This window comes from Dactylosporangium sp. NPDC051087 (assembly GCF_055586325.1).
In genome coordinates, this window is sequence record NZ_JBVJIJ010000010.1 from 97,392 (window position 1) to 121,764 (window position 24,373).

Annotated in this window: 23 protein-coding genes; 14 read left to right on the forward strand and 9 right to left on the reverse strand. The window is 71.8% G+C overall.

Translation table 11 applies throughout. The annotated features are described in order from the left end of the window. Nucleotides 1-30: 30 nt before the first annotated feature. Nucleotides 31-1,959: an asparagine synthase (glutamine-hydrolyzing) gene (gene asnB / locus ACZ6TV_RS20365; RefSeq protein ID WP_465298762.1), complete on the reverse strand. Its 1,929-nt coding sequence runs from the start codon at nucleotides 1,957-1,959 to the stop codon at nucleotides 31-33. An 85-nt stretch (nucleotides 1,960-2,044) separates the two neighbouring features. Here asnB and ACZ6TV_RS20370 point away from each other — a divergent pair, with 85 nt between their 5' ends. Then, the gene (locus ACZ6TV_RS20370; protein WP_465298763.1) at nucleotides 2,045-3,487 is read left to right on the forward strand and encodes an aminopeptidase P family protein; all 1,443 of its coding nucleotides are present in this window, start codon (nucleotides 2,045-2,047) and stop codon (nucleotides 3,485-3,487) included. A 3-nt stretch (nucleotides 3,488-3,490) separates the two neighbouring features. Here ACZ6TV_RS20370 and ACZ6TV_RS20375 read toward each other — a convergent pair whose 3' ends face one another. After that, nucleotides 3,491-3,973 (reverse strand): cupin domain-containing protein, encoded by a 483-nt coding sequence (locus ACZ6TV_RS20375; RefSeq protein WP_465298764.1) that lies wholly within the window; start codon nucleotides 3,971-3,973, stop codon nucleotides 3,491-3,493. 60 nt (nucleotides 3,974-4,033) lie between these two features. Here ACZ6TV_RS20375 and trmB point away from each other — a divergent pair, with 60 nt between their 5' ends. Both trmB and ACZ6TV_RS20385 read left to right on the forward strand, forming a co-directional pair. Next, nucleotides 4,034-4,681 (forward strand): tRNA (guanosine(46)-N7)-methyltransferase TrmB, encoded by a 648-nt coding sequence (gene trmB, locus ACZ6TV_RS20380; protein ID WP_465298765.1) that lies wholly within the window; start codon nucleotides 4,034-4,036, stop codon nucleotides 4,679-4,681. An 82-nt stretch (nucleotides 4,682-4,763) separates the two neighbouring features. Beyond that, nucleotides 4,764-7,280 (forward strand): DEAD/DEAH box helicase, encoded by a 2,517-nt coding sequence (locus tag ACZ6TV_RS20385; protein WP_465298766.1) that lies wholly within the window; start codon nucleotides 4,764-4,766, stop codon nucleotides 7,278-7,280. Here the strand turns inward: ACZ6TV_RS20385 and ACZ6TV_RS20390 are convergent. After that, on the reverse strand, nucleotides 7,277-8,329 hold the full coding sequence (locus tag ACZ6TV_RS20390) for an alpha/beta fold hydrolase (RefSeq protein ID WP_465298767.1): 1,053 nt from the start codon (nucleotides 8,327-8,329) through the stop codon (nucleotides 7,277-7,279). The two genes, ACZ6TV_RS20385 and ACZ6TV_RS20390, sit on opposite strands and share 4 nt — an antisense overlap. Before the next feature lie 83 nt (nucleotides 8,330-8,412). Between ACZ6TV_RS20390 and ACZ6TV_RS20395 the strand changes: the two genes are divergently transcribed. Together ACZ6TV_RS20395 and ACZ6TV_RS20400 are read left to right on the forward strand one after the other, a co-directional pair. Continuing rightward, nucleotides 8,413-8,985, forward strand: a complete 573-nt coding sequence (locus ACZ6TV_RS20395) for a TetR/AcrR family transcriptional regulator (RefSeq protein ID WP_465298768.1) — start codon at nucleotides 8,413-8,415, stop codon at nucleotides 8,983-8,985. A gap of 28 nt (nucleotides 8,986-9,013) precedes the next feature. Continuing rightward, a complete protein-coding gene (locus tag ACZ6TV_RS20400; RefSeq protein WP_465298769.1) occupies nucleotides 9,014-10,972 on the forward strand; it encodes a catalase in 1,959 nt (652 codons plus the stop codon). Nucleotides 10,973-11,004: 32 nt separating this feature from the next. On the opposite strand, the gene ACZ6TV_RS20405 is transcribed toward ACZ6TV_RS20400, so the two are convergent. Next, complete coding sequence (locus ACZ6TV_RS20405) at nucleotides 11,005-11,409, reverse strand: thioesterase family protein (protein ID WP_465298770.1); 405 nt, start codon at nucleotides 11,407-11,409, stop codon at nucleotides 11,005-11,007. Nucleotides 11,410-11,497: 88 nt separating this feature from the next. Here ACZ6TV_RS20405 and ACZ6TV_RS20410 point away from each other — a divergent pair, with 88 nt between their 5' ends. Further along, complete coding sequence (locus tag ACZ6TV_RS20410) at nucleotides 11,498-12,235, forward strand: SIR2 family NAD-dependent protein deacylase (RefSeq protein ID WP_465298771.1); 738 nt, start codon at nucleotides 11,498-11,500, stop codon at nucleotides 12,233-12,235. A 617-nt stretch (nucleotides 12,236-12,852) separates the two neighbouring features. Here ACZ6TV_RS20410 and ACZ6TV_RS20415 read toward each other — a convergent pair. Genes ACZ6TV_RS20415 through ACZ6TV_RS20425 form a run of 3 tightly spaced genes read right to left on the reverse strand, consistent with a single transcriptional unit; the run spans nucleotide 12,853 to nucleotide 15,234 of the window. After that, on the reverse strand, nucleotides 12,853-14,520 hold the full coding sequence (locus ACZ6TV_RS20415; protein ID WP_465298772.1) for a PH domain-containing protein: 1,668 nt from the start codon (nucleotides 14,518-14,520) through the stop codon (nucleotides 12,853-12,855). After that, nucleotides 14,517-14,993 carry a PH domain-containing protein gene (locus ACZ6TV_RS20420; RefSeq protein ID WP_465298773.1) on the reverse strand — a complete coding sequence of 159 codons (477 nt, stop codon included), beginning with the start codon at nucleotides 14,991-14,993 and terminating at the stop codon, nucleotides 14,517-14,519. Before ACZ6TV_RS20420 ends, ACZ6TV_RS20415 begins: the two co-directional genes overlap by 4 nt. A gap of 34 nt (nucleotides 14,994-15,027) precedes the next feature. Further along, nucleotides 15,028-15,234 carry an acetone carboxylase gene (locus ACZ6TV_RS20425; protein ID WP_465298774.1) on the reverse strand — a complete coding sequence of 69 codons (207 nt, stop codon included), beginning with the start codon at nucleotides 15,232-15,234 and terminating at the stop codon, nucleotides 15,028-15,030. 287 nt (nucleotides 15,235-15,521) lie between these two features. Here ACZ6TV_RS20425 and ACZ6TV_RS20430 point away from each other — a divergent pair, with 287 nt between their 5' ends. The 7 genes from ACZ6TV_RS20430 (at nucleotide 15,522) to ACZ6TV_RS20460 (ending at nucleotide 22,505) form a co-directional block, all read left to right on the forward strand. Further along, nucleotides 15,522-16,619, forward strand: a complete 1,098-nt coding sequence (locus ACZ6TV_RS20430; protein WP_465298775.1) for an AAA family ATPase — start codon at nucleotides 15,522-15,524, stop codon at nucleotides 16,617-16,619. Nucleotides 16,620-16,622: 3 nt separating this feature from the next. Then, entirely contained in the window at nucleotides 16,623-17,528 is a 906-nt protein-coding gene (locus ACZ6TV_RS20435) for a DUF58 domain-containing protein (RefSeq protein ID WP_465298776.1), read from the forward strand. Beyond that, on the forward strand, nucleotides 17,525-18,475 hold the full coding sequence (locus tag ACZ6TV_RS20440; protein ID WP_354787222.1) for a VWA domain-containing protein: 951 nt from the start codon (nucleotides 17,525-17,527) through the stop codon (nucleotides 18,473-18,475). Before ACZ6TV_RS20435 ends, ACZ6TV_RS20440 begins: the two co-directional genes overlap by 4 nt. Nucleotides 18,476-19,165: 690 nt before the next feature. Next, nucleotides 19,166-19,870 carry a beta-ketoacyl-ACP reductase gene (locus tag ACZ6TV_RS20445; RefSeq protein ID WP_465298777.1) on the forward strand — a complete coding sequence of 235 codons (705 nt, stop codon included), beginning with the start codon at nucleotides 19,166-19,168 and terminating at the stop codon, nucleotides 19,868-19,870. 22 nt (nucleotides 19,871-19,892) lie between these two features. After that, entirely contained in the window at nucleotides 19,893-20,663 is a 771-nt protein-coding gene (gene fabI, locus ACZ6TV_RS20450) for an enoyl-ACP reductase FabI (RefSeq protein ID WP_465298778.1), read from the forward strand. Between the two features lie 22 nt (nucleotides 20,664-20,685). Then, nucleotides 20,686-21,693 carry a ferrochelatase gene (locus tag ACZ6TV_RS20455; RefSeq protein WP_465298779.1) on the forward strand — a complete coding sequence of 336 codons (1,008 nt, stop codon included), beginning with the start codon at nucleotides 20,686-20,688 and terminating at the stop codon, nucleotides 21,691-21,693. 32 nt (nucleotides 21,694-21,725) lie between these two features. Further along, nucleotides 21,726-22,505, forward strand: a complete 780-nt coding sequence (locus ACZ6TV_RS20460; protein WP_033363003.1) for an HAD-IIA family hydrolase — start codon at nucleotides 21,726-21,728, stop codon at nucleotides 22,503-22,505. A 7-nt stretch (nucleotides 22,506-22,512) separates the two neighbouring features. Here the strand turns inward: ACZ6TV_RS20460 and ACZ6TV_RS20465 are convergent, their stop codons facing one another. Next, nucleotides 22,513-22,953, reverse strand: a complete 441-nt coding sequence (locus ACZ6TV_RS20465; protein WP_465298780.1) for an SRPBCC family protein — start codon at nucleotides 22,951-22,953, stop codon at nucleotides 22,513-22,515. A 50-nt stretch (nucleotides 22,954-23,003) separates the two neighbouring features. Between ACZ6TV_RS20465 and ACZ6TV_RS20470 the strand changes: the two genes are divergently transcribed. Continuing rightward, on the forward strand, nucleotides 23,004-23,513 hold the full coding sequence (locus tag ACZ6TV_RS20470) for a MarR family winged helix-turn-helix transcriptional regulator (RefSeq protein ID WP_465298781.1): 510 nt from the start codon (nucleotides 23,004-23,006) through the stop codon (nucleotides 23,511-23,513). A 25-nt stretch (nucleotides 23,514-23,538) separates the two neighbouring features. On the opposite strand, the gene ACZ6TV_RS20475 is transcribed toward ACZ6TV_RS20470, so the two are convergent. Then, nucleotides 23,539-24,324: a hypothetical protein gene (locus ACZ6TV_RS20475; protein WP_465298782.1), complete on the reverse strand. Its 786-nt coding sequence runs from the start codon at nucleotides 24,322-24,324 to the stop codon at nucleotides 23,539-23,541. Nucleotides 24,325-24,373: the final 49 nt, after the last annotated feature.

The window sequence follows — 24,373 nt, forward strand, 5'->3', positions numbered from 1 at the left end:
GATGATCGCCCGGCGCCGAAGGCGTGGAGATCACCAGGGATCTAACCCCAGCCGGACGGAGTCCGGGACGACCGGTTTGAGCGTGCCGGTGACGAACACCGCGTGCCACAGGCAGAAGACCAGGACCGTCCAGATCTTGCGGGCGTGGTCGTCCTCCTTCTTGCGGTGCGCCTTGAGCAGCCCCCGCACGACGTCGAGGTCGATCAGGTCACCGGCGCCGGAGGAGTCGAGGACGCCGTGCGCCCAGTCGTGCATCTCGGCGCGCAGCCACGGCCCGATCGGCACCGGGTAGCCGAGCTTCTTCCGGTTGACGATCGGCTCCGGCACGATCCCGGCCAGGGCCCGGCGCAGCGCCGCCTTCGTCTCCTGCGTGCGCGCCGGCACCTTCAGCTCGCTCGGCAGCGTCGAGGCGACCTCGAAGACCACCTTGTCGAGGAAGGGCGTGCGCAGCTGCAGGCCGTGCGCCATCGTCATCCGGTCGGCCTTGACGAGGATGTCGCCGCGCAGCCAGGTGTACAGGTCGATGTACTGCATCGTGGTGACGTCGTCCAGGGCGCTGGCCTCCTTGAAGACCGGTGCGGTGACGTCGGTGTGCCGGATGCCGGCGGTGTGGTGCCGCAGCAGCGCCGCCTTCTCCTCCTCGGTGAAGACCCGCGCGTTGCCGTAGTAGCGCTCCTCGATCGGGGTGGTGCCCCGCTCCAGGAAGCTCTTGCCCTTCATGCCCTGCGGGATCACCCGCGACACCGCCCGCAGCCCCCGCTGCATGGAGTCCGGCAGGTGGGTGACGCTCGACAGCGACAACGGCTCCCGGTAGATCGGGTAGCCGCCGAAGAGCTCGTCGGCGCCGTCGCCGCCGAGGGCCACGGTCACGTCCCGGGCGGTGCGCTCGGCCAGCAGGAACAGCGGCACCAGCGCCGGATCCGCCACCGGGTCGTCGAGGTGCCAGACGATCCGCGGCAGCGCCCGCATCAGGTCGGCCGGGCCGACGACCGTCGCCGTGTTCGGCACGCCCAGCGCCCGGGCCGACTGCTCGGCGACCTCGATCTCGGAGAACTGGGCGAGGTCGTAGCCGACGGTGTACGTGCGGATGCGCGGGTCGACCTCGGCGGCGAGCGCGACGATGGCGGTCGAGTCGATCCCGCTGGACAGGAACGCGCCGACCAGCACGTCGGCCTTGAGATGCGCGTGGACGCTGTCGCGGAGGCTCTCGGTGATCCGCCGGACCAGGGCGTCCTCGTCGCCGGCCGGCGTGGGGCGCAGGTCCAGCTGGCTGTAGCGGCGGTTCGCGAGGGGCCCGCCGGGCGTGTACACGAACGACTCGCCGGCCCCGAGCCGCCGGATGTCGGGGTGCATGGTGGCCGGCTCCGGCACGTACTGCATGGTCAGGTAGTGCTGGAGGTTGGCCGGGTCGACCTCCGCGCGGCGCTCCTCGGCGACGAACGGCAGCAGCGCCTTACGCTCCGACGCGAGGTAGACGCCGTCGTCGGTGGTCAGCTGGTACAGCGGTTTGATCCCGTACGGGTCGCGGGCGCCGAACGCGCGGCGCGCCGAGCCGTCCCAGATCACGAACGCGAACATGCCCCGCAGCCGGCTGACCGCGCTCGGCCCCCAGTGGTGGTAGGCGGCGAGGATGACCTCGGCCTCGGACTCGGTCGCGAAGTCGGCGCCCCGGTCCTCGACCAGCTCGGCGCGCAGCGCGTCGGCGTTGTAGACGGCGCCGTCGAACGCGATGAGATACCGCCCGCGGGTCACGCCCATCGGCGGGAACGACATCGGCTGCCGCCCGCCGGTGAGGTCCCGCACGGCGAGGCGGTCCGCGCCGAACACGACGTCGTCGGTGACGACCACGTTGCTGTCGTCGGGCCCGCGGTGCCGCAGCAGTTCGAGGGCGTCGGCGACCGCGTCCCGGTGCGCCGCCGCCCGCCCGCGGGCGCTGACGAAGGTGAGCAGCCCAGCCATCCGTCCTCCGCTCGTTCAGGAGAAAGTCTCGCACGCGGTACCGTCGCTGGGGGAACACGAATTCGCAGCGATAGGACGGGCGGGGATGGGCGAGTCAACGGGTGGCCAGTCGCACGATCCGGATTTCCCGGACCGGTTCGCCGAGTTCATGCGCACCGGCTGGCGCGACTCGACGCTCGACGTGGCGCCCCGCCCCGAGGCGCCTGACCACGCGAAACGCCGCGCGGACCTGTCCGCGGCCTTCCCCGGTGAGACGCTGGTCATCCCGACCGGGGTCGAGAAGGTCCGCGCCAACGACACGTATCACCTGTTCCGGCCCGGCACCGAGCACGTGTGGCTGACCGGCGAGCACGACCCCGACGCGGTCCTCGTCCTGCGCCCCACCCACGGCGGCCACGACGCGACGCTGTACATGCGGCCGCGCTCGCCCCGCGACACCGACGAGTTCTTCCGCGACCGCAACCACGGCGAGCTGTGGATCGGCCGCCGGCACACCCTCGCGGAGAAGGCCACCGAGCTGCAGCTGCAGACCGCGCACCTCGACGAGCTCGGCGCCGCCCTCGACGACGCCGCACCGGGCCGGACGAGGGTCCTGCGCGGCTACGACCCCGCGGTCGACGGGGCCGTCCGGTCCGCCGCCGCCGGCCGTGACGCGGATCTCGCCACGGTGCTGGCGGAGCTGCGCCTGGTGAAGGACGCCTGGGAGGTCGAGCAGCTCCAGGACGCCGTGGACGCGACCGTCCGCGGCTTCGAGGACGTCGCCCGGATCCTGCCGGCGGACCGCCCGGTCAGCGAGCGGCTCGTCGACGGCGTGTTCAACCTGCGCGCCCGGCACGACGGCAACGCCGTCGGCTACAACTCGATCGTCGGCGACGGCGCCCACGCCGCGGTCCTGCACTGGACCCGCAACGACGGCCGCACCCGCCCCGGCGACCTGCTGCTCATGGACATGGGCGTGGAGAACCGCAACCTGTACACCGCCGATGTGACGAGGACCGTCCCCGTCACCGGCACGTTCACCCCGCTGCAGCGTCAGGTCTACGACCTGGTCTTCCGTTCCCAGCAGGCGGGCATCGACGTCATCAGGGCCGGCACGGGGTTCGGCGACGTGCACCAGGCCTGCATGCGCGTGCTGGCCGAGGGCCTGGCCGACCTGGGCGTCCTCCCGGTCACCGTCGACGAGGCGATGGACCCGGCGTGCATCTTCTACCGGCGCTGGACCCTGCACGGCTTCGGGCACATGCTCGGCCTCGACGTCCACGACTGCGGCGCGGCCCGCAAGGAGCGTTACCGCGAGGGCGTCCTGGAGGCCGGCTACGTCCTGACCGTCGAGCCCGGCCTGTACTTCCAGCCCGACGACGACCTGGTGCCGGCCGAGCTGCGCGGCGTCGGTGTCCGCATCGAGGACGACGTCCTGGTCACCCCGACCGGCGCCGTCGTGATGTCGCAGGACCTGCCCCGCTCCCCGGACGCCGTCGAGTCGTGGCTCGCCGCCCAGCGCGAGGCAGGCCCCCGCCTGCCCGGTTAGTGGCTACTCGAGCCAGAAGGTGTCGTGGGCGAGCATGAACTCGTCGCGTTCGAGGGGGGTCAGGCCGCCCAGGTTCGGCAGGCCCTCGAAGTAGGCCTCCCTGGGCGCGCCGGGGGAGAAGTGCAGCAGCATCGAGGCGGGCTCGCCGGACTCGTTGCGGAAGGCGTGGACGCCGCCCTCCGGGACGTGGACCCAGTCGCCGGGCCGGGTGGTGATCCACTCGTTGCCGTCGTAGATGCGCACCGAGCCGGACAGGATGTAGAACGACTCGGAGATCGAGCGGTGGTAGTGCGGGTCGGGGCCGCTCGGCTGCGGGCCCATCTCCCAGCGGTAGAGGCCGAACTGCCCGTGGGTCGTCGTGCCCTTCGCGAGGTAGTGCACGGTGTTGCCGTTGGCGTACGTGAACTCCGGTGGGGTGTCCGCCGGCCGGTACGTGGCGGAGACTTCACCTGCTGGTCCGAGGTAGTACGGCGGTGGGTAGGACATAAGCCCACAATACGGCGCACGAACGGTTGGAGAGGCGGGGCCAGGTAGGCTTTGGACCCCGTGAAGACCATCGAGCGCATCCGTAAGCCCATCCGGACATATCATCCGCGTCGTGGGCGGCTCAGTGGTCGGCACTTCGACGCCCTCGACCGGCTCACCGGGACCTACGGGTTCACCCCCGGCGACCCGGTCGACGTGCTGGAGATCGGGTCCGGGATGGGCGAGGCGACCCTGGAGATGGCCGCCGCCGACCCCGGCCGGCGCTACCTGGCCGTCGAGATCCACACGCCGGGCGTGGCGAACCTCCTGGCCAACATCGAGCAGCGCGCCCTGACGAACCTGAGCGTCGTCAGCGTGGACGCCCTCGACCTGTGCCGGGAGCACATCCCGGACGCGTCCCTGGAAGCGGTGCACGTGTTCTTCCCCGACCCGTGGCCGAAGGCCCGGCACCACAAGCGCCGGCTCATCCAGCCCGCCAACGTCGCGCTCCTGACCGCGAAGCTGCGCGCCGGCGGGCTGCTGCACTGCGCGACCGACGACGCCGGCTACGCCGAGTGGATGCTCGCGACGCTGACCGAGGCGCCTTCGCTGCGCAACCGGCACGACGGCTACGCGCCCCGGCCGGACCACCGGCCGGTCACGAAGTTCGAGCAGCGGGCCCTGGCCGCCGGGCGCGCGCCGGCCGACCTGATGTTCGTGAAGGCATGAGCGGCCAGCGGAGCGGCTCGGGCCGCTCATCGTGTGGCAGTTCTGGCTCAGGCCGACGCCGGAGCGCAGCGGAGGTGGCGGCATGAGCGCGGGACTCGCGGCCCGGGTGCCGCGCGGCGGTGACCCCGACGCCGTCTTCGACGCGTTCGCCGGGTGGGCCAAGGAGCAGGGCCTGGAGCTGTACCCGCACCAGGAAGAGTCCCTGATGGAGATCGTCTCCGGGGCCAACCTGATCCTGTCGACGCCCACCGGCTCCGGCAAGAGCCTCGTCGCCGCCGGGGCGCACTTCGCCGCCCTGGCCACCGACCGCACCACGTTCTACACCGCGCCGATCAAGGCCCTGGTCTCGGAGAAGTTCTTCGCCCTCGTCGCCATGTTCGGCGCCGAGAACGTCGGCATGCTCACCGGCGACGCGTCCGTCAACGCCGACGCGCCCATCATCTGCTGCACGGCGGAGATCCTCGCCAACATCGCCCTGCGCGACGGCGCCACCGCCGACGTCGGCGTCGTCGTCATGGACGAGTTCCACTTCTACGCCGAGCCGGACCGCGGCTGGGCGTGGCAGGTGCCGCTGATCGAGCTGCCGCAGGCCCAGTTCGTGCTCATGTCCGCGACGCTCGGCGACGTCACCCGCTTCGTCGATGACCTCACACAGCGCACCGGGCGGCCGACCGCGGTGGTGAAGAATGCCGAGCGGCCCGTGCCGCTGATGTTCAACTACTCGATGGACCCGCTGCACGAGACCATCGAGGAGCTGCTGAGCACGAAGCAGGCGCCGGTCTACATCGTGCACTTCACCCAGGCCGCCGCCCTGGAACGGGCGCAGGCGCTGATGAGCATCAACGTGTCGACCCGCGCCGAGAAGGACATGATCGCCGAGGCGATCGGCCGGTTCCGGTTCACCGCCGGGTTCGGCAAGACGCTGTCCCGGCTCGTCCGGCACGGCATCGGCGTGCACCACGCGGGCATGCTCCCCAAGTACCGGCGACTCGTGGAGACCCTGGCCCAGGCCGGGCTGCTGAAGGTCATCTGCGGCACCGACACGCTCGGTGTGGGTATCAACGTGCCGATCCGCACGGTGCTGTTCACGGCCCTGTCGAAGTACGACGGGCAGAAGACGCGCCTGCTGTACGCGCGGGAGTTCCACCAGATCGCGGGCCGGGCCGGCCGGGCGGGCTTCGACACCATCGGGACCGTCGTCGTGCAGGCGCCCGACCACGTCATCGACAACGAGCGCGCCCTGGCGAAGGCCGGCGACGACCCGAAGAAGCGCCGCAAGGTCGTGCGGAAGAAGCCGCCGGAGGGCTCGATCGGCTGGGGGAAGCCCACCTTCGACCGGCTCGTCGACGCCGAGCCCGAGCCGCTGCGCTCCAGCTTCCACGTCTCCCATGCGATGCTGCTCAACGTCATCAGCCGCCCCGGCGACGCGTTCGCCGCGATGCGGCACCTGCTGACGTCCAACCATGAGGACGTCCACTCGCAGCGCCGCCTCATCCGCCGCGCGATCGCGATCTACCGGGCGCTGCTCGCCGGTGGCGTCGTCGAGCAGCTGCCCGAGCCCGACGAGGAGGGCCGGCGGGTCCGGCTCACCGTCGACCTGCAGATGGACTTCGCGCTCAACCAGCCGCTGTCGCCGTTCGCGCTCGCCGCGATCGAGCTGCTCGACAAGGACGCGCCGGCCTACGCGCTGGACGTGCTGTCGGTCATCGAGTCGACCCTGGACGACCCGCGGCAGATCCTGTCCGCGCAGCAGTTCAAGGCCCGCGGCGAGGCCGTCGCCGCGATGAAGTCCGAGGGCATCGAATACGAGCAGCGCCTCGAGCTGCTGGACTCCGTCACGCACCCGAAGCCGCTGCTGGAGCTGCTCGACGCCGCGTACAACCTGTACAAGCAGGGGCATCCGTGGGTCGCCGACTATCAGGTGAACCCGAAGTCCGTCGTCCGCGACATGTACGAGCGGGCGATGACGTTCGTCGAGTACGTCGGCTTCTACAGCCTGTCCCGCTCCGAGGGCCTCGTCCTGCGCTACCTCGCCGACGCGTTCAAGGCGTTGCGCCAGACCGTGCCCGAGGACGCGCGCACCGAGGAGCTCACCGACATCATCGAGTGGCTCGGCGAGCTCGTCCGGCAGGTCGACTCCAGCCTCATCGACGAGTGGGAGCGGCTGCGCAACCCCGGTGAGGAGCCCGACCAGCAGGTGCTCGACGACCGCCCGCCGGCCGTCACCCGCAACCTGCGCGCATTCCGCGTCCTGGTCCGCAACGCTCTCTTCCGCCGGGTCGAGCTGTTCGCCCTGCACCGCTACGACGAGCTCGGCGACCTCGACGGCGAGCACGGCTTCACCGCCGACGACTGGCAGGACGCGGTCGAGGACTACTTCGACGAATACGACTCGCTCGGTGTCGGCCCGGACGCCAGAGGTCCGGCCCTGCTCGTCATCGAGCAGAAGCCGGACCGGTGGTTCGTCCGCCAGATCTTCGACGACCCGGCCGGCGACCGCGACTGGGGCATCACCGCCGAGGTCGACCTCGCCGAGTCCGACGCCACAGGCTTCGCGGCGATCCGGGTCACCGCCGTCGGCCCCATGTCCGGCGGTTAGGCGTCGGCGGCGACGGTACGAAGCGCCGCCAGGAACTCGGCGGGGTGGGTGAAGGCGGCGAAGTGCGAGGCGCCGTCGATGAGGACCAGGGACTTCGCCGGGGCGTCGACCTCGGCGAAGAACTCCACCGCGGGGCCGGTCAGGGTGACCACGTCCTGAGCGCCCTGGAACAGGTGGAACGGGATCTCCAGGCGGGTGCCCTCGGCCCGGGCGTCGAAGCGCATGAACTGGTCGAACATCGCGTCGCGGACCGCGGCGAAGCCCTTCAGCCAGGCGAAGACGTCCAGCAGTGAGTAGTCGGGTTTGGTCAGCAGCAGCTTGAACAGTGTCTTCAGGCCGCCGTTGGGGTTGGCCGGGTCGGTGCCCATCGACCACTGCATGCGCCGGCCCCACGCCTTCACGTCCCAGGTGCGCGGGTCCTCGTCGAGGGCCTCCAGGGTCTTCACGCCGCGCTGGTTGCCCGCCGCGCGGAGCCGCTCCAGGGTGTCGTGCCGGCCCCGGCGCTCGTTGTCGAGCATGTTCACGTAGAAGTCGGTGCCGACATAGGCGCTGAAGAGGTCGGGCCGCTGCCGGGCCATCGGCAGGCCGACGATGGTGCCCATCGAGCCGGCCATCAGGATCACCCTGTCCTTGCCCAGGTGGGCCCGGACGTGCTCGGCGACCTCGATGCCGTCGGCCGCGAGGCGCTCGAAGGTGAGTTCCTCGGGGCCCGGCATGCCGTTGCGCCGCAGGGTGCGGCCGCAGCCGCGGCGGTCCCAGTGCACGACCGTGAAGTGCCGCTCCCACTCGCGCAGCGCGGCGGTGAACACCGAGTAGGGCGAGCCGGGGCCGCCGTGCACGACCAGCAGCACCGGGTTGGCCCGGTCCTCGCCGCGGATCTGCAGCCACTGCTCGACGCCGCCGATCGTCACGTAGCGACCCTCGACGATGCCGTCGGGGGAGGTGATGCGTGCTTGCGCGGCGGCGCGGTGCTTGAGGACGGCCCGGACGGCGAGGGGGGCGGCGGCGAGGGCGGCGATGGCGGCGGGGGCGATCAGCATCAGCGTCATGTCCAGAACTGTACGCTCGTCTCACACGGATGTGCAAGAGCTATGTGCAAGACGTTTGTGTCAGACGTGGCTATGCTGGCCGCATGGGAAACAAGGAGAAGCTCCTCGACGGCGCCCTGCAGTGCCTGCTCGACAAGGGCTACGCGCGCACCACCGCCCGTGACGTCGCCTCCGCGGCCGGGGTCAGCCTCGCCGCGATCGGCTACCACTTCGGCACCACCGACGCGCTGCTGCACGCGGCCCTCGACCAGGCGCTCGAAGCCTGGGGCGCGGCACTGGAGACCGCGCTGCGCGACGACAACGACGCCGCGCTGGATCCGGCCGCCAGGTTCGAGGCCATCTGGACGCGGATCATCGCCTCCGTGCGGGAGCAGCCGGCGCTGTGGAAGCTCCAGTTCGAGGTCGTCGCGCAGCTCGCCGTCCTGCCCGACCTTCAGGAGCGGTGGCAGCGGTCGCTGCAACAGGGGCAGGAGGGGCTCGCCGCGCTCTTCGGCGGCGCCCCCGGCACCGGCGCGCTGTATCAGGCGCTGCTCACCGGCGTGGTCGTGCAGCACCTCGTCGCACCGGGCCGTGGCGTCGACGGCGCGGCGCTCAGGTCGGCCCTGATCGAGGTGGCGGCGGGCCTCCGGAGCGAAGCCACCGGAGAACGTGTGTAAAACCGGCAAATCGCGGTAGCCCTGGAGTATGACCGTGCTGACCACCGACCAGGGCATCCCGGTCGCCGGCACCGGCAACTCGCTGCGCGCCGGGGCCCGCGGACCCAGCCTCCTGGAGGACTTCCACCTCCGGGAGAAGCTCATGCGCTTCGACCACGAACGGATCCCGGAGCGCGTCGTGCACGCCCGAGGCGCCGGCGCGCACGGCGTGTTCAAGGTCTACGAACCGCTGGACGAGTACACGTCCGCGGACTTCCTCACCGACCCCGACGCCGAGACCCCCGTCTTCGTACGGTTCTCCACCGTGCAGGGCTCCCGCGGCTCCACCGACACGCCCCGCGACGTGCGCGGCTTCGCCACGAAGTTCTACACCCAGCAGGGCAACTTCGACCTCGTCGGCAACAACATGCCCGTCTTCTTCATCCAGGACGGCATCAAGTTCCCCGACCTCGTCCACGCGCTCAAGCCCGAGCCGCACCACGAGATGCCGCAGGCGGCGTCCGCGCACGACTCGTTCTGGGACTTCGTCACGCTGCAGCCCGAGACGATGCACCACCTGATCTGGCTCATGTCCGACCGGGCGCTGCCGCGCTCGTACCGGATGATGCAGGGCTTCGGCGTGCACACCTTCCGGCTCGTCAACGGCCACGGCCGCAGCACCTTCGTGAAGTTCCACTGGACGCCGTCGCTCGGCACGCACTCCCTGGTCTTCGACGAGGCGCAGCAGATCTCCGGCAAGGACCCGGACTTCAACCGCCGGGACCTCTGGGAGGCGATCGCGTCGGGCAACTTCCCGTCGTGGGAGCTGGGCGTGCAGCTGCTCGGCGAGTTCGTCCTGGACGACGTCGACCTCCTCGACCCGACGAAGCTGGTGCCCGAGGAGGTCGTGCCCGTCACGCCGATCGGGCGGCTCACGCTCAACCGCAACCCGGACAACTTCTTCGCCGAGACCGAGCAGGTGGCGTTCAGCGTCGGCAACGTCGTGCCCGGCATCGACTTCACCGACGACCCGCTCCTGCAGGCGCGGCTGTTCTCGTACCTCGACACCCAGCTGACCAGGCTCGGCGGCCCGAACTTCGCGCAGCTGCCGATCAACCGCCCCCTCGCGCCGGTGCACAACCATCAGCAGGACGGCTTCCACCAGCAGCGGGTGCCGGTCTCCCCGGTCAACTACGCGCCCAGCTCGGCGGCCACGGAGTCGACCAGCGGCTTCGTCCCCTACCCGGAGACGGTCGACGGGCCCAAGGAACGCAAGCGCAGCGAGACCTTCGCCGACCACTACAGCCAGGCGACGCTGTTCTGGAACAGCATGTCCGGATGGGAGCGGTCGCACATCGTCGCCGCGTACCGGTTCGAGCTCGGCAAGGTGACCTCCATGGCGATCCGGGTGCGGATGGTGGAGCACCTCAACCGGATCGACCACGATCTCGCGGTCGCGGTCGCGTCGGGGATCGGCGTCGAGGAGCCCGTCAAGTCGGTCGACAACCACGGGCGCTCGTCGGCCGCCCTGAGCCAGGCGGTCACCTCGCCGGGGCCGGTCGCCACCCGCAAGGTCGCCGTGCTCATGGGGGACGGCGCGCCGGCCCGGTGGGTCGCCCGGCTGCGCGACGACCTCACCGCCCGGGGCGTCGTCGTCGAGCTGCTCGGCCCGGTCGACGGGACGGTCATGACCGACGACGGGCTGCCGATGGAGGTGACCCGCGCCCTCGAAACCGTCTCGTCCGTCCTGTACGACGCGGTCGTCGTCCCCGACGGCGCGCTGGGCCTCGCCGCCGACGGCATGGCCGTGCACTTCGTGGCTTCGGCCTTCAAGCACGGCAAGACCCTGGCCTTCGCCGGCACCGGTGCGGACGTGCTGCTGCGGGCGCAGATCCCGCTCGACGTCCCGGACGTCGCGGTGCTGCCCGACTTCTCCTCCGACGGCCTGGTGGCGGCGCTCGGCAGGCACCGCAACTTCGACCGGGACGTGTCGTCGGTCCCCGCCTAGCGCCTTCTCTCAGTCCCCGCTAGCGCCTTCTCTCAGTCCCCGCCCAGCGCCTTCTCCAGGAAGCGGTGGCGATCCACGAGCATCCGCTCGACCCGGCCCTCCGCGACGGTCTGGCTGCCGTCGCGGGCGACGACCTCGAACACCAGCTTCCGGCCGTCGGTCTTCGCCAGGCGCGCCTCGACGGTGACCCGGCCACCGATCGGGGTCGCCGCCCGGTGCTCCAGCTCCACCCGCGTCCCGACCGTCGTCCACCCCGGCGGCAGCCGCCTGACCAGCGCACCGACCGTCGCCGCCTCGGCGAGCGCGAGCACCTTCGGCGTGCCGAGCACCGGCACGTCACCCGACCCCAGCGACTGCGCCGTGTCGGCGTCGGTGACGGTCAGCTCGACCCGGGCGACCGCGCCGACCCATGGTGCCGCGTCCACAGAGATGCCCATACCGACCAGACTAATGAGTTTCGAGACCATCACTGTCAGGTGGCGTGCACCTACGTTATTCACTTTCGTGCGTGGTTAGGGTCGACGCATGCGCAACCTCGCGGCCTGGATCGACGCCGGCTCGGTCGTCGCCCTCACCGGCGCCGGCGTCTCCACCGACTCCGGCATCCCCGACTTCCGCGGCCCCGACGGCGTCTGGACCCGCGACCCCGAGGCGATGAAGCTCTCTTCCATCGACCACTACGTCGCCGACCCCGCGGTCCGCCGCCGCGCCTGGCAGGAGCGCCTGCACAACCCCGCGTGGACGGCTTCGCCCAACGCCGCCCACCACGCCCTCGCCGCCCTGGAACGCGCCGGCAAGCTCACCGCCACCATCACCCAGAACATCGACGGCCTGCACCAGCGCGCCGGCGCCGTCAACGTCATCGAGCTGCACGGCACCCTGTCCGAGACCGAGTGCCTCAGCTGCGCCCAGCGCCTCCCCATGCCGCAGACCCTGGCCAGGGTCACGGCCGGCGACCCGGACCCCGCCTGCCTCGCCTGCGGCGGCCTGCTGAAGTCCGCCACGATCTCCTTCGGCCAGGCCCTGGACCTGGCCACCCTCGAAGCGGCGGCGGAGGCCGCGATGGGCTGTGACGTCCTGCTCGCCGCCGGCACCTCCCTCACCGTCCACCCGGCCGCCGGCCTCGTCGACGTGGCCCGGAAGTCCGGCGCGATGATCGTCATCGTCAACGCCGCCGAAACCCCGTACGACGCCGTAGCCGACCTGGTCATCCGCACCCCGATCGGCGAACTCCTCCCCACCCTGGTCCCGGCGCCCCACTGACCCGACCCGGGCCTCGCCGCTGCGGACCGGCCGCGATCGCCGACGTCTGCCGGCGCGGGTTGACCGAGGTGAGCGGTCGGTGGCCGGGCGAGGATGCCGACCGTGTTTCGGGTGGCGGCACCGGTCCTGGACCGGTTACCGCAGGCGGCCCGTCCGCACGTGGTCGGTGGCGGTGTCGGCGGCTGGTCGGGGATGTGGCGTGGGTTGTTGGCCCACGACCCGGCCCGCGGGCGATTCGTCCGCACTCTGGTCGGTGGTCGGTCCGGAGGCGCTGCCGTCGCTGCCGGCGGCGAGATTGAAGGATGCGCGCGGGTGCTGGTCCGCGGACTCGCCTTTGAGTGGCCGGTCCGCACCCCGGTCCCGGCCAGCTGCTGACCTGACCCGGCCTCGTCGCTGTGGGCTCGGTCCCGGCACCGCAGCCCCGTCCGGTGCGGTGCGGCGGATCCGGCCCCGACCCGGCCGGCCGCCCGCGGGGGCTGGTCTGCGAGCGGGCCTGCGGGCGGCAGGTCCTTTCCCCGGTCCAGGCGGCCTTCCTGCCCCCGCCCTCGTCGCTGCGGGTCGGCCGCGAGTGTCGGCGTCTGTCGCCCCGGCTGGTGCGGCGGTGCGGTTGGGCGAGGTCAGCGGTCAGTGGCTGGGCGAGGGTGTTGATCGTGTTCAGGTGCCGGCGCCGGTCCTGAACGCGTTGCCGCGGGCGGTTCGTCCGCTTCGTGGCTGGTGGCGGGTGCTGGCGGCTGGTCCGGACGTGACGTGGGGTGCTGGCCTGCGACCCGGCCCGCGGGCGGTCCGTCCGTTCCGTGACTGGTGGCGGGTGCCGGCGGCTGGTCGGGACGTGGCGCGGGGTGTCGGTCCGCGACCTGGCCCGCGGGCGGTCGGTCCGCTCCGAGGCCGGTGGCGGGCGCCGGTGGGTGGTCCAGGTGCGGTGCGGGGTGCTGGTCCGCGGGCGGCTCGGCGTGGTGCGGGGGCGCGGGGGACTTCTGCAAGGACAGCCGGGGCGCGGCGGTGCGGCGGGCGGTGCGGGAGCGTGCGGCCAGTTCGGTGGCGAGCGCGTACGCCTCGGCGGTGGCCCGATGCCTGGCCACCGCGTGCAGCCCGCCCGCCGTGTCCACGTGGACCGTCGCCAGGTCCAGGGCGCGCTGCAGCGGGCCCTGGACGACCCGGACGCTCTGCACGCGGACGAGGGGCACGACGACCAGCTCCCGGGTCAGGACCCCCTCGCGGACGGCGACGACCGCGTCGGTGACGGTGACACCGATCCGGGACCAGGCCAGCGGCGCGAGCCAGCGGGCGCGGCGGGGCGGGCCGGAGACGGGGAGGGCGGCCGCGTCGAGCGGGGGTGCGGCGACGGAGGCGTGCACGGCGGTGCCGAGGATCGCGGCGGCCACCAGCAGGGTGTCGGCGGTGGCGGCGACCGGGACGAGGGTGCCGGCGCGCAGCTGGTGCTCGCCGTCGCCGGCGTAACCGGCCACGTCGATGCGGGCGCGGGACCAGCCGGGGGAGCGCCACAGGAGCGGCCAGGTCACCTTGAGGCCCTGGATCCGGTGCGGCGGGACGGTCTGGCTGCGTTTGTTGAGCAGGCCCTGGCGGACGCGCAGGGCGGCGGCGTCGGTGCCGATGGTGAAGTCCCACTCGTCCAGGACGCGGCGGACGGGGACCTGGAAGACACCGAGGAACGCGGTGACCGTGCTGGCGGCGCCGATCAGGGTCCAGGTGGGGTCGAGGGACGCCTGCCAGGCGACGAAAACCAGGCCGACGGGCACCGCGAGGGCCTGCGGGGTGAGCAGCTGCGCCTGCAGGAGGCGGCGGTTGGCGACGGTGAAGGTGGCGGGCACGTCCGTGTCGGCGGCAGGGGCGTGCGGGACGCCGGTGGACAGCCCGATGAGCCGCGCGCGGAGGGTGGCGGCGCCGGCGACGGTGAGGTAGGCCAGGGGCGCCTCGGTCTTGCTGGCGCCGATCACCTCCAGGCGCAGCTCGGCGAGGCCGAAGACGCGGGCGAGGAGGGGCCGGACGACGTCGATGGCCTGGACCCGTTCCAACGGGATGGTTCGTGTACGCCGGGAGATCAGTCCCTCATGCACCCGCAGCTCCCGGCCGACGACCTCGTAGCCGGTGACGGCCCAGACGACGGCGGAGACGAGCACGGCGGCGACGAGGACCGCGCCCATCGCGAGGAGCCAGTGCAGCGGGCCCAGGTCCGACAGGCCGCGCCAGGAGACGGCCACGGCGGCGAACGCCACCAGCTTCGCCCCCTTCAGCAGGGGGGTCAGTGGGTGGAGGCGTTGTCTCACAGGCCCTCTTCGCGGATCTCGCCCAGGGCGGCCAGCCGGTCCCGCAGCCGGGTCGCCTCGGCGGCCTCCAGGCCGGGGACGGTGGCGTCGCTGGCCGCCGCGGCCGTGTGCAGGGTGACGGTGGCGAGGCCGGCGGCGCGCTCCAGCGGGCCGGCGGTGACGTCGACGAACTGCATGCGGGCATACGGCACGATCGACAGCCGCCGCACGAGCAGCCCGTGGCGGACGAGCAGGTCCTCGGCGCGCTCCGCATAGCCCCAGGCGCGGACCGAGCGGCGCATGAAGACGGCGCGGAGCGCACCCAGGACCAGCGCGGCGAACGCGAGCAGGAAGAACCAGGGGCTGGCGAGCAGCGCCGCGACCGTCGCCGCGAGCACGAACGCCAGGGTCCACACGCTCAGGACGGCGAGACGCAGCCAGAAATAGCGGGGGGAGATCGATCTCCAAGCGACGTCGATCGGCGGCGCGGTCATGCCGTCACTTCCGCTCCGCTGTGCTCCGGTCCCATCACGTATCGAGCGTATCCGTTGACACAGGGATGACGTCGCGGAGGAAACCGCGTGCGGTCAGGAAGTCACCGAGGGTGGTGCGGTGGGTGTCGCACGCGAGCCAGATCTTGCGGCGCTCGGGGGTGTGCAGCTTCGGATTGTTCCAGCGCAGCTGCCACGTCGCCTCGGCACGGCAGCCCTTGGCGGAGCAGATGAGGGGTTCCACGCGGCAATTCTGCCAGCGGAGGAAGGGAGGATGAGCGCCGGGCGGCCACGGGGGAAGCCGCCCGGCGACGGGGTGAATCGTACCCACCCGGGTACGGGTGATGTCCAGTCACCCGAGGTGTCCGATCCGAAAATCCCGCACAATCACTGGTCACTTACCCGATAAATCGGTAAAAATCGGTCGCGAGTAGGACTCTCAGAAGCTTCCCAGTGACGTCCGATCGCGTTCAGTTGGTCCGGCGTGCGAGGCTTGGAGGGCTCTGATCGCCAGCATGCAGTGGAGGACCGGTGACCCAGCCGAGCAACCCCGTCTCGCCGCCAGGCGGGCAGGTCTCGACACCCGCTCAGGACGCGACCGTGCTGGAGCGCGCCCTGTTCGAGGTCAAGCGGGTCATCGTCGGTCAGGACCGGATGATCGAGCGCATGTTCGTGTCGCTGCTCTCGCGCGGCCACGTGCTGCTCGAAGGCGTGCCCGGCGTGGCGAAGACCCTCGCGGTGGAGACTCTGGCCCGGGTCGTCGGCGGCACGTTCTCCCGCATCCAGTTCACCCCGGACCTGGTGCCCGCCGACATCGTCGGCACGCGCATCTACCGGCAGTCCAACGAGAAGTTCGACGTCGAGCTCGGCCCGGTGTTCGTCAACTTCCTGCTCGCCGACGAGATCAACCGCGCGCCCGCCAAGGTGCAGTCCGCGCTGCTGGAGGTCATGGCCGAGCAGCAGGTGTCCGTCGGCGGCCAGACCTATGAGGTGCCGCGGCCGTTCCTGGTCATGGCCACGCAGAACCCGATCGAGCAGGAGGGTGTCTACCCGCTGCCCGAGGCGCAGCGCGACCGCTTCCTGATGAAGATCCAGGTGGGCTATCCCACCGACAGCGAGGAGCGCGAGATCGTCTACCGGGTCAGCGTCAAGACCCCGGAGCCCGTCGCCGTGCTCACCCCGACCGAGCTGATGGCGTTGCAGGACAAGGCCGACGACGTGTTCGTGCACAACGCGCTCGTCGACTACGCGGTCCGGCTCGTGGTCGCCACCCGCGCACCCGCCGAGCACGGGCTCGCCGACGTCGCGCAGCTCATCCAGTACGGTGCGAGCCCCCGCGCCTCGCTCGGCATCGTCCGCGCGTCGCGGGCCCTGGCGCTGCTGCGCGGCCGTGACTACGCGCTGCCGCAGGACGTGCAGGACATCGCCCCCGACATCCTCCGGCACCGCCTCGTGCTGTCCTACGACGCGCTCGCCGACGACATCCCGGCCGACGACATCGTCAAGCGGGTCCTCGCCGCCGTGCCGCCGCCGACCGTGGCGCCGCGCCAGCAGGCGGTGGCCTCCGGTCAGGGGCCGGGCACCGCGGGACCGCCGCCGACCACGATCACCACGTGGCCGGGCCGCTGATCCATGGCCACGGACGACGCCCGCGCCGAGGTTATCCTCAACCGCATGCAGCTGCTCGTCACCCGCAAGCTCGACGGGCTCCTCCAGGGTGACTACCTGGGCCTGCTGCCCGGCCCGGGCACCGAGGCGGGGGAGTCCCGGGAGTATCGGCCGGGCGACGACGTGCGCCGCATGGACTGGCCCGTCACGGCCCGCACGACCCTGCCCCACGTCCGGCAGACCGTCGCCGACCGCGAGCTGGAGACGTGGCTCGCCGTCGACCTGTCCGCCAGCCTGGACTTCGGCACCGCCCGCTACCTCAAGCGCGACCTGGCGATCGCCGCGGCCGCCGCGGTGTCCCACCTGACCGTCCGGGGCGGCAACAGGATCGGCGCCGTCGTCGGCACCGCCGGCGACATGCACCGCCTCCCGGCCCGGCCCGGCCGCAAGGACGCGCAGGGCCTGCTGCGGGCGATCGCCCACACGCCGGCCCAGCCCGGCCGCGCCGACCTCGGCGCGCTCATCGACATGCTCAACCGGCCCCCGCGCCGGCGGGGCATGGCGGTCGTCATCTCCGACTACATGACCCCGGTCAGCCAGTGGGCCCGCCCGCTGCGCAAGCTCGGCGTCCGGCACGACCTCCTCGCCGTGGAGATCGTCGACCCGCGCGAGCTCGAGCTGCCCAACGTCGGCGTGATCGCCCTCGTCGACCCCGAGACGGGCCGGATGCACGAGGTGCAGACGGCCGACCCGAAACTGCGCCACCGCTACGCACACGCGGCGGCCGCCCAGCGCGCCGAGATAGCCTCGGCGTTGCGCGGTGCCAACGCCGCGCATCTGAGACTGCGCACCGACTCCGACTGGCTGCTCGACATCGTCCGGTTCGTCGCGGCCCAGCGGCACGCCAGGACGAGGGGGACGACCCGATGATCCGTTTGCTTTCACCGTGGTGGCTGCTGTCGCTGCTGCCCGTCTTCGCCGTCATCGGCGTGTACATCTGGCGCCAGCTGCACCGGCGCGCCTTCGCCGTGAAGTTCACCAACGTGGACCTGCTCAGCAGCCTGGTGCCCAAGGGCATCGGGGTGCGCCGGCACGTCAGCGCCGCCGCGTTCCTGCTGAGCCTGCTCGTGCTGAGCTTCGGCATGGCCCGCCCGTCGGTCGACACGAAGGAGCCCCTGGAGCGGGCCACCATCATGCTCGCCATCGACGTCTCACTGTCGATGCAGGCGACCGACGTGCAGCCGACCCGCATCGAGGCGGCCAAGTCCGCGGCGACCGACTTCGTGAAGCAGCTGCCCGCGTCGTTCAACGTCGGCCTGGTCTCCTTCGCGAAGACCGCGAGCGTCCTGGTCTCCCCGACGAAGGAGCGCAACTCGGTGCTCCAGGCGATCGACGGCCTCACCCTGCAGGAGTCGACCGCCACCGGCGAGGCCGTCTTCACCAGCCTCGACGCGATCCGCACCGTCCCCGCCGACGGCGCCGCGGGCCCGCCCCCGGCCCGCATCGTGCTGCTGTCCGACGGCTTCCGCACCGCCGGGCGCTCCCTCGAGGACGCCTCCGCGGCCGCCTCCGCCGCCAACGTGCCGGTGTCGACGATCGCCTTCGGCACCGACGAAGGCGTGGTGCGCATCGGCAACACGCCGCAGCGCGTCCCGGTCGACCGCGCGTCGCTGCAGCAGGTCGCCGAGACGACGAAGGGCTACTTCTACGAGGCGGCCAGCAAGGAGGAGCTCAAGCGGGTCTACACCGACATGGGCAGCTCCATCGGCTTCAAGACCAAGCCCCGCGAGATCACCCAGTGGTATCTCGGCGCGGGCTTCCTCCTCGCCCTGCTCGCCGGCGGCCTGAGCCTCCTCTGGGGCAGCCGCCTCCCATAAGCAAAGGCCCGTCACCGCAAGCCCGTCACCGCCATGATCCGGTAAACCTCGTGCACCCATGACCGCACAAAGTCTTCCGGATCATGGGAAGGGGGAGGAAGGGGAGGGGACCGAGGCGGGCACCAGCGCACGCGACCCCGACGTGATCAGCGCCCCGGGATGCCACGCGCACGCGTACGAGCCTGCCGCGCCAAGCCGGCAGTGCGTCGCGGAGCGGCGCATTGGGGGGTCCGTGGGGTGAGAATCCCCCCGGCGGGGCCCCGCGCGCAGCGTGGGGAGGTTAGGTATCGCCGACAGGCGACAGCCGAGTGACAGCGTTAATGCGCGCCCACGAGGTAGAAAAGCGCGGCTACCCAGGCTGCGGCCAGGAAGAATCCAATGGGCGCGATGAAGCGGCTCATGACGTGCTCCCAAACGGTGTGTCTCGACGGAACGGAGAACAGACACGCGGAGCCGTGACAGGGGAAAGGACTACACCCGGTCACGACTGGAAGGATCGCTACTTCGCACAGCGATCACCTCCAGGGAGCAGCAGCCGCACCGGGCGGTCAGCAGATGCACGTGCAGACGCCCGCCATGGTACCCGCACGCCACATGGCCCACATCAGCCGACCGGCGAGTTGGCGGGTACCCGTCAGTAACACCTAATCTCCGTACAGCTAATCGCAGGAATCGCAGAAGGGCGGCAACGTGGCGAGGACCGTGCTGGTCACCGGCGGTAACCGTGGCATCGGGCTGGCAATCGCGCAGGCCTTCGCCGCGCAGGGCGACAAGGTCGCGGTGACCCACCGGGGCTCCGGCGCCCCCGACGGGCTGTTCGGCGTGCAGTGTGACATCACCGACAGCGCGGCCGTCGACGCCGCGTTCACGACCGTGGAGGCCGAGCTCGGCCCCGTCGAGGTGCTCGTCGCCAACGCCGGCATCACCGACGACACGCTGCTGCTGCGGATGAGCGAGGACCAGTTCACCCGCGTGCTGGACACGAACCTGACCGGCTCGTTCCGTTGCGCGAAGCGCGCGTCCAGCAAGATGCTGCGCGCCAAGTGGGGCAGGATCATCTTCATCTCCTCCGTCGTCGGCCTGTACGGCGGGCCCGGCCAGGTCAACTACGCGGCGAGCAAGGCCGGCCTGGTCGGCATGGCCCGGTCGATCACCCGCGAGCTGGGCAGCCGCAACATCACCGCCAACGTGGTGGCGCCCGGGTTCATCGAGACGGACATGACGGCCGTGCTGCCCGAGGCGACCCAGGCCGAGTACAAGAAGGCGATCCCGCTCGGCCGGATGGCGAAGCCCGAGGAGGTCGCCGGCGCGGTGACCTGGCTCGCGAGCGACGCGGCGGGATACATCAGCGGCGCCGTCATCCCCGTCGACGGCGGCCTGGGCATGGGTCACTGACCACCATCTCAAGAGGAGAACCATGAGCGGACTGCTCGAAGGCAAGCGGCTGCTGATCACCGGGATCATCACCGACCAGTCGATCGCCTTCTCCGTCGCCAAGCTCGCCCAGGAGCAGGGCGCGACCGTCGTGCTGACCGGGTTCGGGCGGCTGTCGCTCGTCGAGCGGATCGCGAAGCGGCTGCCGCGGGAGGCGCCGGTCATCGAGCTCGACGTGACCAACCCCGAGCACCTGGCCGGCCTCGCCGACAAGGTGCGCGAGCACGTCGACGGCCTCGACGGCGTCCTGCACTCGATCGGGTTCGCCCCGGCGAGCTGCCTGGGCGGCGGGTTCCTCGACGCGCCGTGGGAGGACGTGGCGACCGCCCTGCACGTGTCGACGTTCTCCTACAAGTCCCTCGCGGTGGCCTGCCTGCCGCTCATGGGTCAGGGCGGCTCGATCGTCGGTCTCGACTTCGACGCGACGAAGGCCTGGCCGGTGTACGACTGGATGGGCGTGGCCAAGGCCGGCCTGGAGTCCGCTTCGCGGTACCTGGCAAGGGATCTCGGCCCCCGCGGCATCCGGGTGAACCTGGTGGCGGCCGGCCCGCTGCGCACCATGGCGGCCAAGTCCATCCCGGGCTTCGCCGTGTTCGAGGACTCGTGGGCGAAGACGGCCCCGCTCGGCTGGGACCTCAACGACCAGGTCGCGGCCGCGAAGGCGTGCTGCGCGCTGCTGTCGGACTGGTTCCCCGCCACGACGGGCGAGATCGTCCACGTCGACGGCGGGTACCACGCGGTCGGATCGTCCTGACCGTGTTGTAACAATGGGACGCGTGGATTACGACGCGTTCCTGCTCGTCTCGTTCGGTGGTCCGGAAGGGCAGGAGGACGTCCTGCCCTTCCTGGAGAACGTGACGCGGGGCCGCGGCATCCCGCCCGAGCGTCTCGAGGCCGTCGCCGGGCACTACCGGCACTTCGGCGGCGTGTCACCCATCAACGCGCAGAACCGGGCCCTGCTGGCGGCCCTGCGGGGCGAGATCGACCTGCCGCTGTACTGGGGCAACCGCAACTGGCATCCGTTCCTCGAGGACACCGTCCGGCAGCTGCGCGACGACGGCGTGCGGCGCGCGCTCGCGTTCGTGACCAGCCCGTTCGGCTCCAACTCGTCGTGCCGGCAGTATCAGGACGACATCGCGCGGGCCCGGGCCGCGGTCGGCCCCGACGCCCCGGTCATCGACAAGATCCGCCACTTCCACGACCACCCGCTCTACGTGGAGTCGCACGCCGCCGCGGTACGGGCGGCGCTGGACGCACTGCCGTCGCGGTTGAGCGCGCGGCTGGTGTTCACCGCCCACTCGATCCCGACGGCCATGAACGACGCGTCCGGGCCCGGCGGCGTCGGGCGGTATCGTGCGCAGCTGCTGGAGACGGCCGGCCTGGTCGCCGCCGCGGCCGCCCCCGAGCTCGAATGGGACCTCGTCTGGCAGAGCCGCTCCGGCCCGCCGCAGGTGCCGTGGCTGGAGCCCGACGTCAACGACCACCTCGCCGGCCTCGCCGCCGCGGGTGTGCGGGAGGTCGTCGTCAGCCCGATCGGGTTCATCTCCGACCATCTGGAGGTGATCTGGGACCTCGACAACGAGGCGCGCGACACCGCGGCGAAACTCGGCCTGGCCTTCGCCCGGGCCGCCACGCCGGGCACCGACCCCCGCTTCGTGACCATGATCAGACAGCTCGTCGACGAGCGCGTGCTGGCTCACAGTAACGTTCGTCACGCCCTCGGAACCGTCCCCACCTGGGATTTCTGTCCGGACGACTGCTGCGTGTCACCAAAACGCGTCTAGGTCCGAAACGTTTCTGAGGGAGCATTGTCCGCGTGAGAGAACGCAAGCCCATCGAGTCCTGGCTCACCGACATGGACGGGGTCCTCGTGCACGAGGGCGAGCCCGTGCCCGGCGCACCGGAGTTCGTCAACCGGCTGCGCTCGTCCGGCAAGCCGTTTCTGATCCTGACCAACAACTCGATCTACACCGCCCGCGACCTGCAGGCCCGCCTGCGGCGCATCGGCTTCGACGTGCCCGAGTCGGCGATCTGGACCTCGGCACTCGCCACCGCGCAGTTCCTGGACACGCAGCGCCCCGGCGGCACCGCCTACGTCATCGGCGAGGCGGGCCTGACCACCGCGATGCACGAGGTCGGCTACATCCTGACCGACACCGAGCCCGACTACGTGGTGCTGGGGGAGACCCGCACCTACAGCTTCGAGGCGATAACGCAGGCGATCCGGCTCATCAACGACGGCGCCCGCTTCATCTGCACCAACCCCGACGCCACCGGCCCCTCCAACGAGGGTGCGCTGCCCGCCTGCGGGGCCGTGGCCGCGCTCATCTCGAAGGCGACGGGCATCGAGCCGTATTTCATCGGCAAGCCGAATCCGATGATGATGCGCTCCGCGCTCAACAGCATCGACGCGCACTCGGAGACGACCGCGATGATCGGCGACCGGATGGACACCGACGTCCTGTGCGGCCTCGAGGCGGGCCTGGAGACGATCCTGGTCCTGAGCGGCATCTCGACGGTCACGGACGTGGAGCGCTACCCCTATCGCCCGTCCCGCATCATCCCGTCGGTGGCCCACCTCATCGACGAGGTCTGAGCGGCGGTCAGGCCGCCTCCGCGAGCGCGCGGAGGCGGGCCGCGTCCCCGGTGAGGTTGCGGCGCAGCGTCGCGCGGAACAGGGGCGCCGCGAGGCGCTGGGCGCCGCGCAGCCGGACGGTGAGCTCCAGGCGCACCAGGCACCCGCCCGAGGCGGCCGGGACGACGGCGCGGGAGCCGTCGGCGTCCGCGCCGGTGGTGGTCCGCCAGGTGAAGCGCATCCCCGGCCCGACCGCCGTGACGACGCCGAGGTTGTGGTACCTGCCGCCGGCCACCCGCAGGTGCTCGTCGGTCGTGGTGCCGGTGCGCACCGGCCCGGCCGGCGTCGGCACCATCGACGTGACCCCGTGCCGCCACAGGTGGTCATTGCCGTAGTCGGCGAGCACGTCCCAGACGTCCCGCGCGGGCCGGTCGATCACGGTCTCGGCGGACAGCAGTAAAGTAGTCATGCGTCTGATAATACGGCGTCGAACTATCTTGAGATCCATAGAATGTCGGCATGGCGACGCCCGGCGATCCCGAAGACCCCGACGATGTCGACCGGATCATCGCGCAGTGGCGCCGTGAGCGCCCCGAGCTCGACCTCGACGCGATGGCGACGTTCGGCCGCCTGGGCCGGCTCTTCGCGCACCTGGGCCGGGCCGTCGACGAGACGTTCACCCGCTTCGGCCTGCAGCGCGGTGAGTACGACGTCCTCGCCGCGCTGCGCCGCTGCGGCGCGCCCTACGTCCTGACCCCGTCGGCCCTGTCGGACGTGCTGATGCTGTCCCGCGCCGGGATGACGAACCGCCTGGACCGCCTGGAGACGGCCGGACTGGTCGAGCGCCGCGCCAACCGGGACGACCGGCGCAGCATGCTGATCGCCCTCACCGAGCGGGGCGTCGCCCTGGCCGACGAGGTCACCACCGTCCACGTCGCCAACGAGTCGGCGCTCCTGGCGGACCTCACCCCGCAGGATCGGCACCACCTCGACGCCGTCGCCCGGAAGCTCCTCACCCGCTTCGAGTAGGGCCCTCGCGGGCCCGTGGCCGGCGCTAGATCAGCGGCGCGTTGCAGGCCGCGACCAGGGCGCGGCGGCAGGCCGTGGTGAGCGGGCGCAGGGCGGCGTCGCGCTGCTGGACCTCGTAGCCGTTGACGGCGCCGCCGGGGGCCGCGTGCTCGGCCAGGGCGAGGACGCGGTCGAGGATCGAGGCCCGCGCGTACAGCCGGCGGGCCCGCGGGTCGTAGCCCGGCGGGAGGTCCGTCGCGCCGTCGGGCTTGCGCAGTGCCTCGATGGCGCCGGCGAGCTCCGGGCGCCACTGGGCGATGTCGAGCTTCGCCAGGGTGCGGGTCGCGGTCGCCAGCTCCGCGGACAGCTCCGCCTCGGCCTCGGCCGTCGACGGGGCGTCCAGCGGGGCGGCCGGGGTCACCGGCAGGACGAACACCTGCCAGCGGACCGTCTCGAACTCGTCCCCCGAGCCGGACGTGTGCAGGCGGACCTCCGGCACGAAGCCGAGCCCACCCGCGATCACCCCCTCGCCGGCGAGCAGGGCCGCGCCGCTGAACGGGCCGGGCCCGGGCAGGCCGCGAGGATCGCCGGGCGCCGGAAGCACCAGGCGGACCTCGTCCGGGTGGAGCTTGGACAACGCGGCGATCGCGTCCGTCAGGGACACGTCGGTCCACGTGCCGGGGACGTCGGAGACCATGTGCTCCTCGTCGCCGGAGATCTCGGCGGCGGCGTCGTCGCACGGCACGAGGCCGGCGCGCCACGCCCGGACCCATGCCACGAAACGCGCCGAGCGGCGCGCCTGCAGGGTCGCCGCGCGTGCTGCGGGGGACATGGGAGCAAGGGTACGTGCTGACGTGCCGGTATGTCTCGCAGGCGACGGG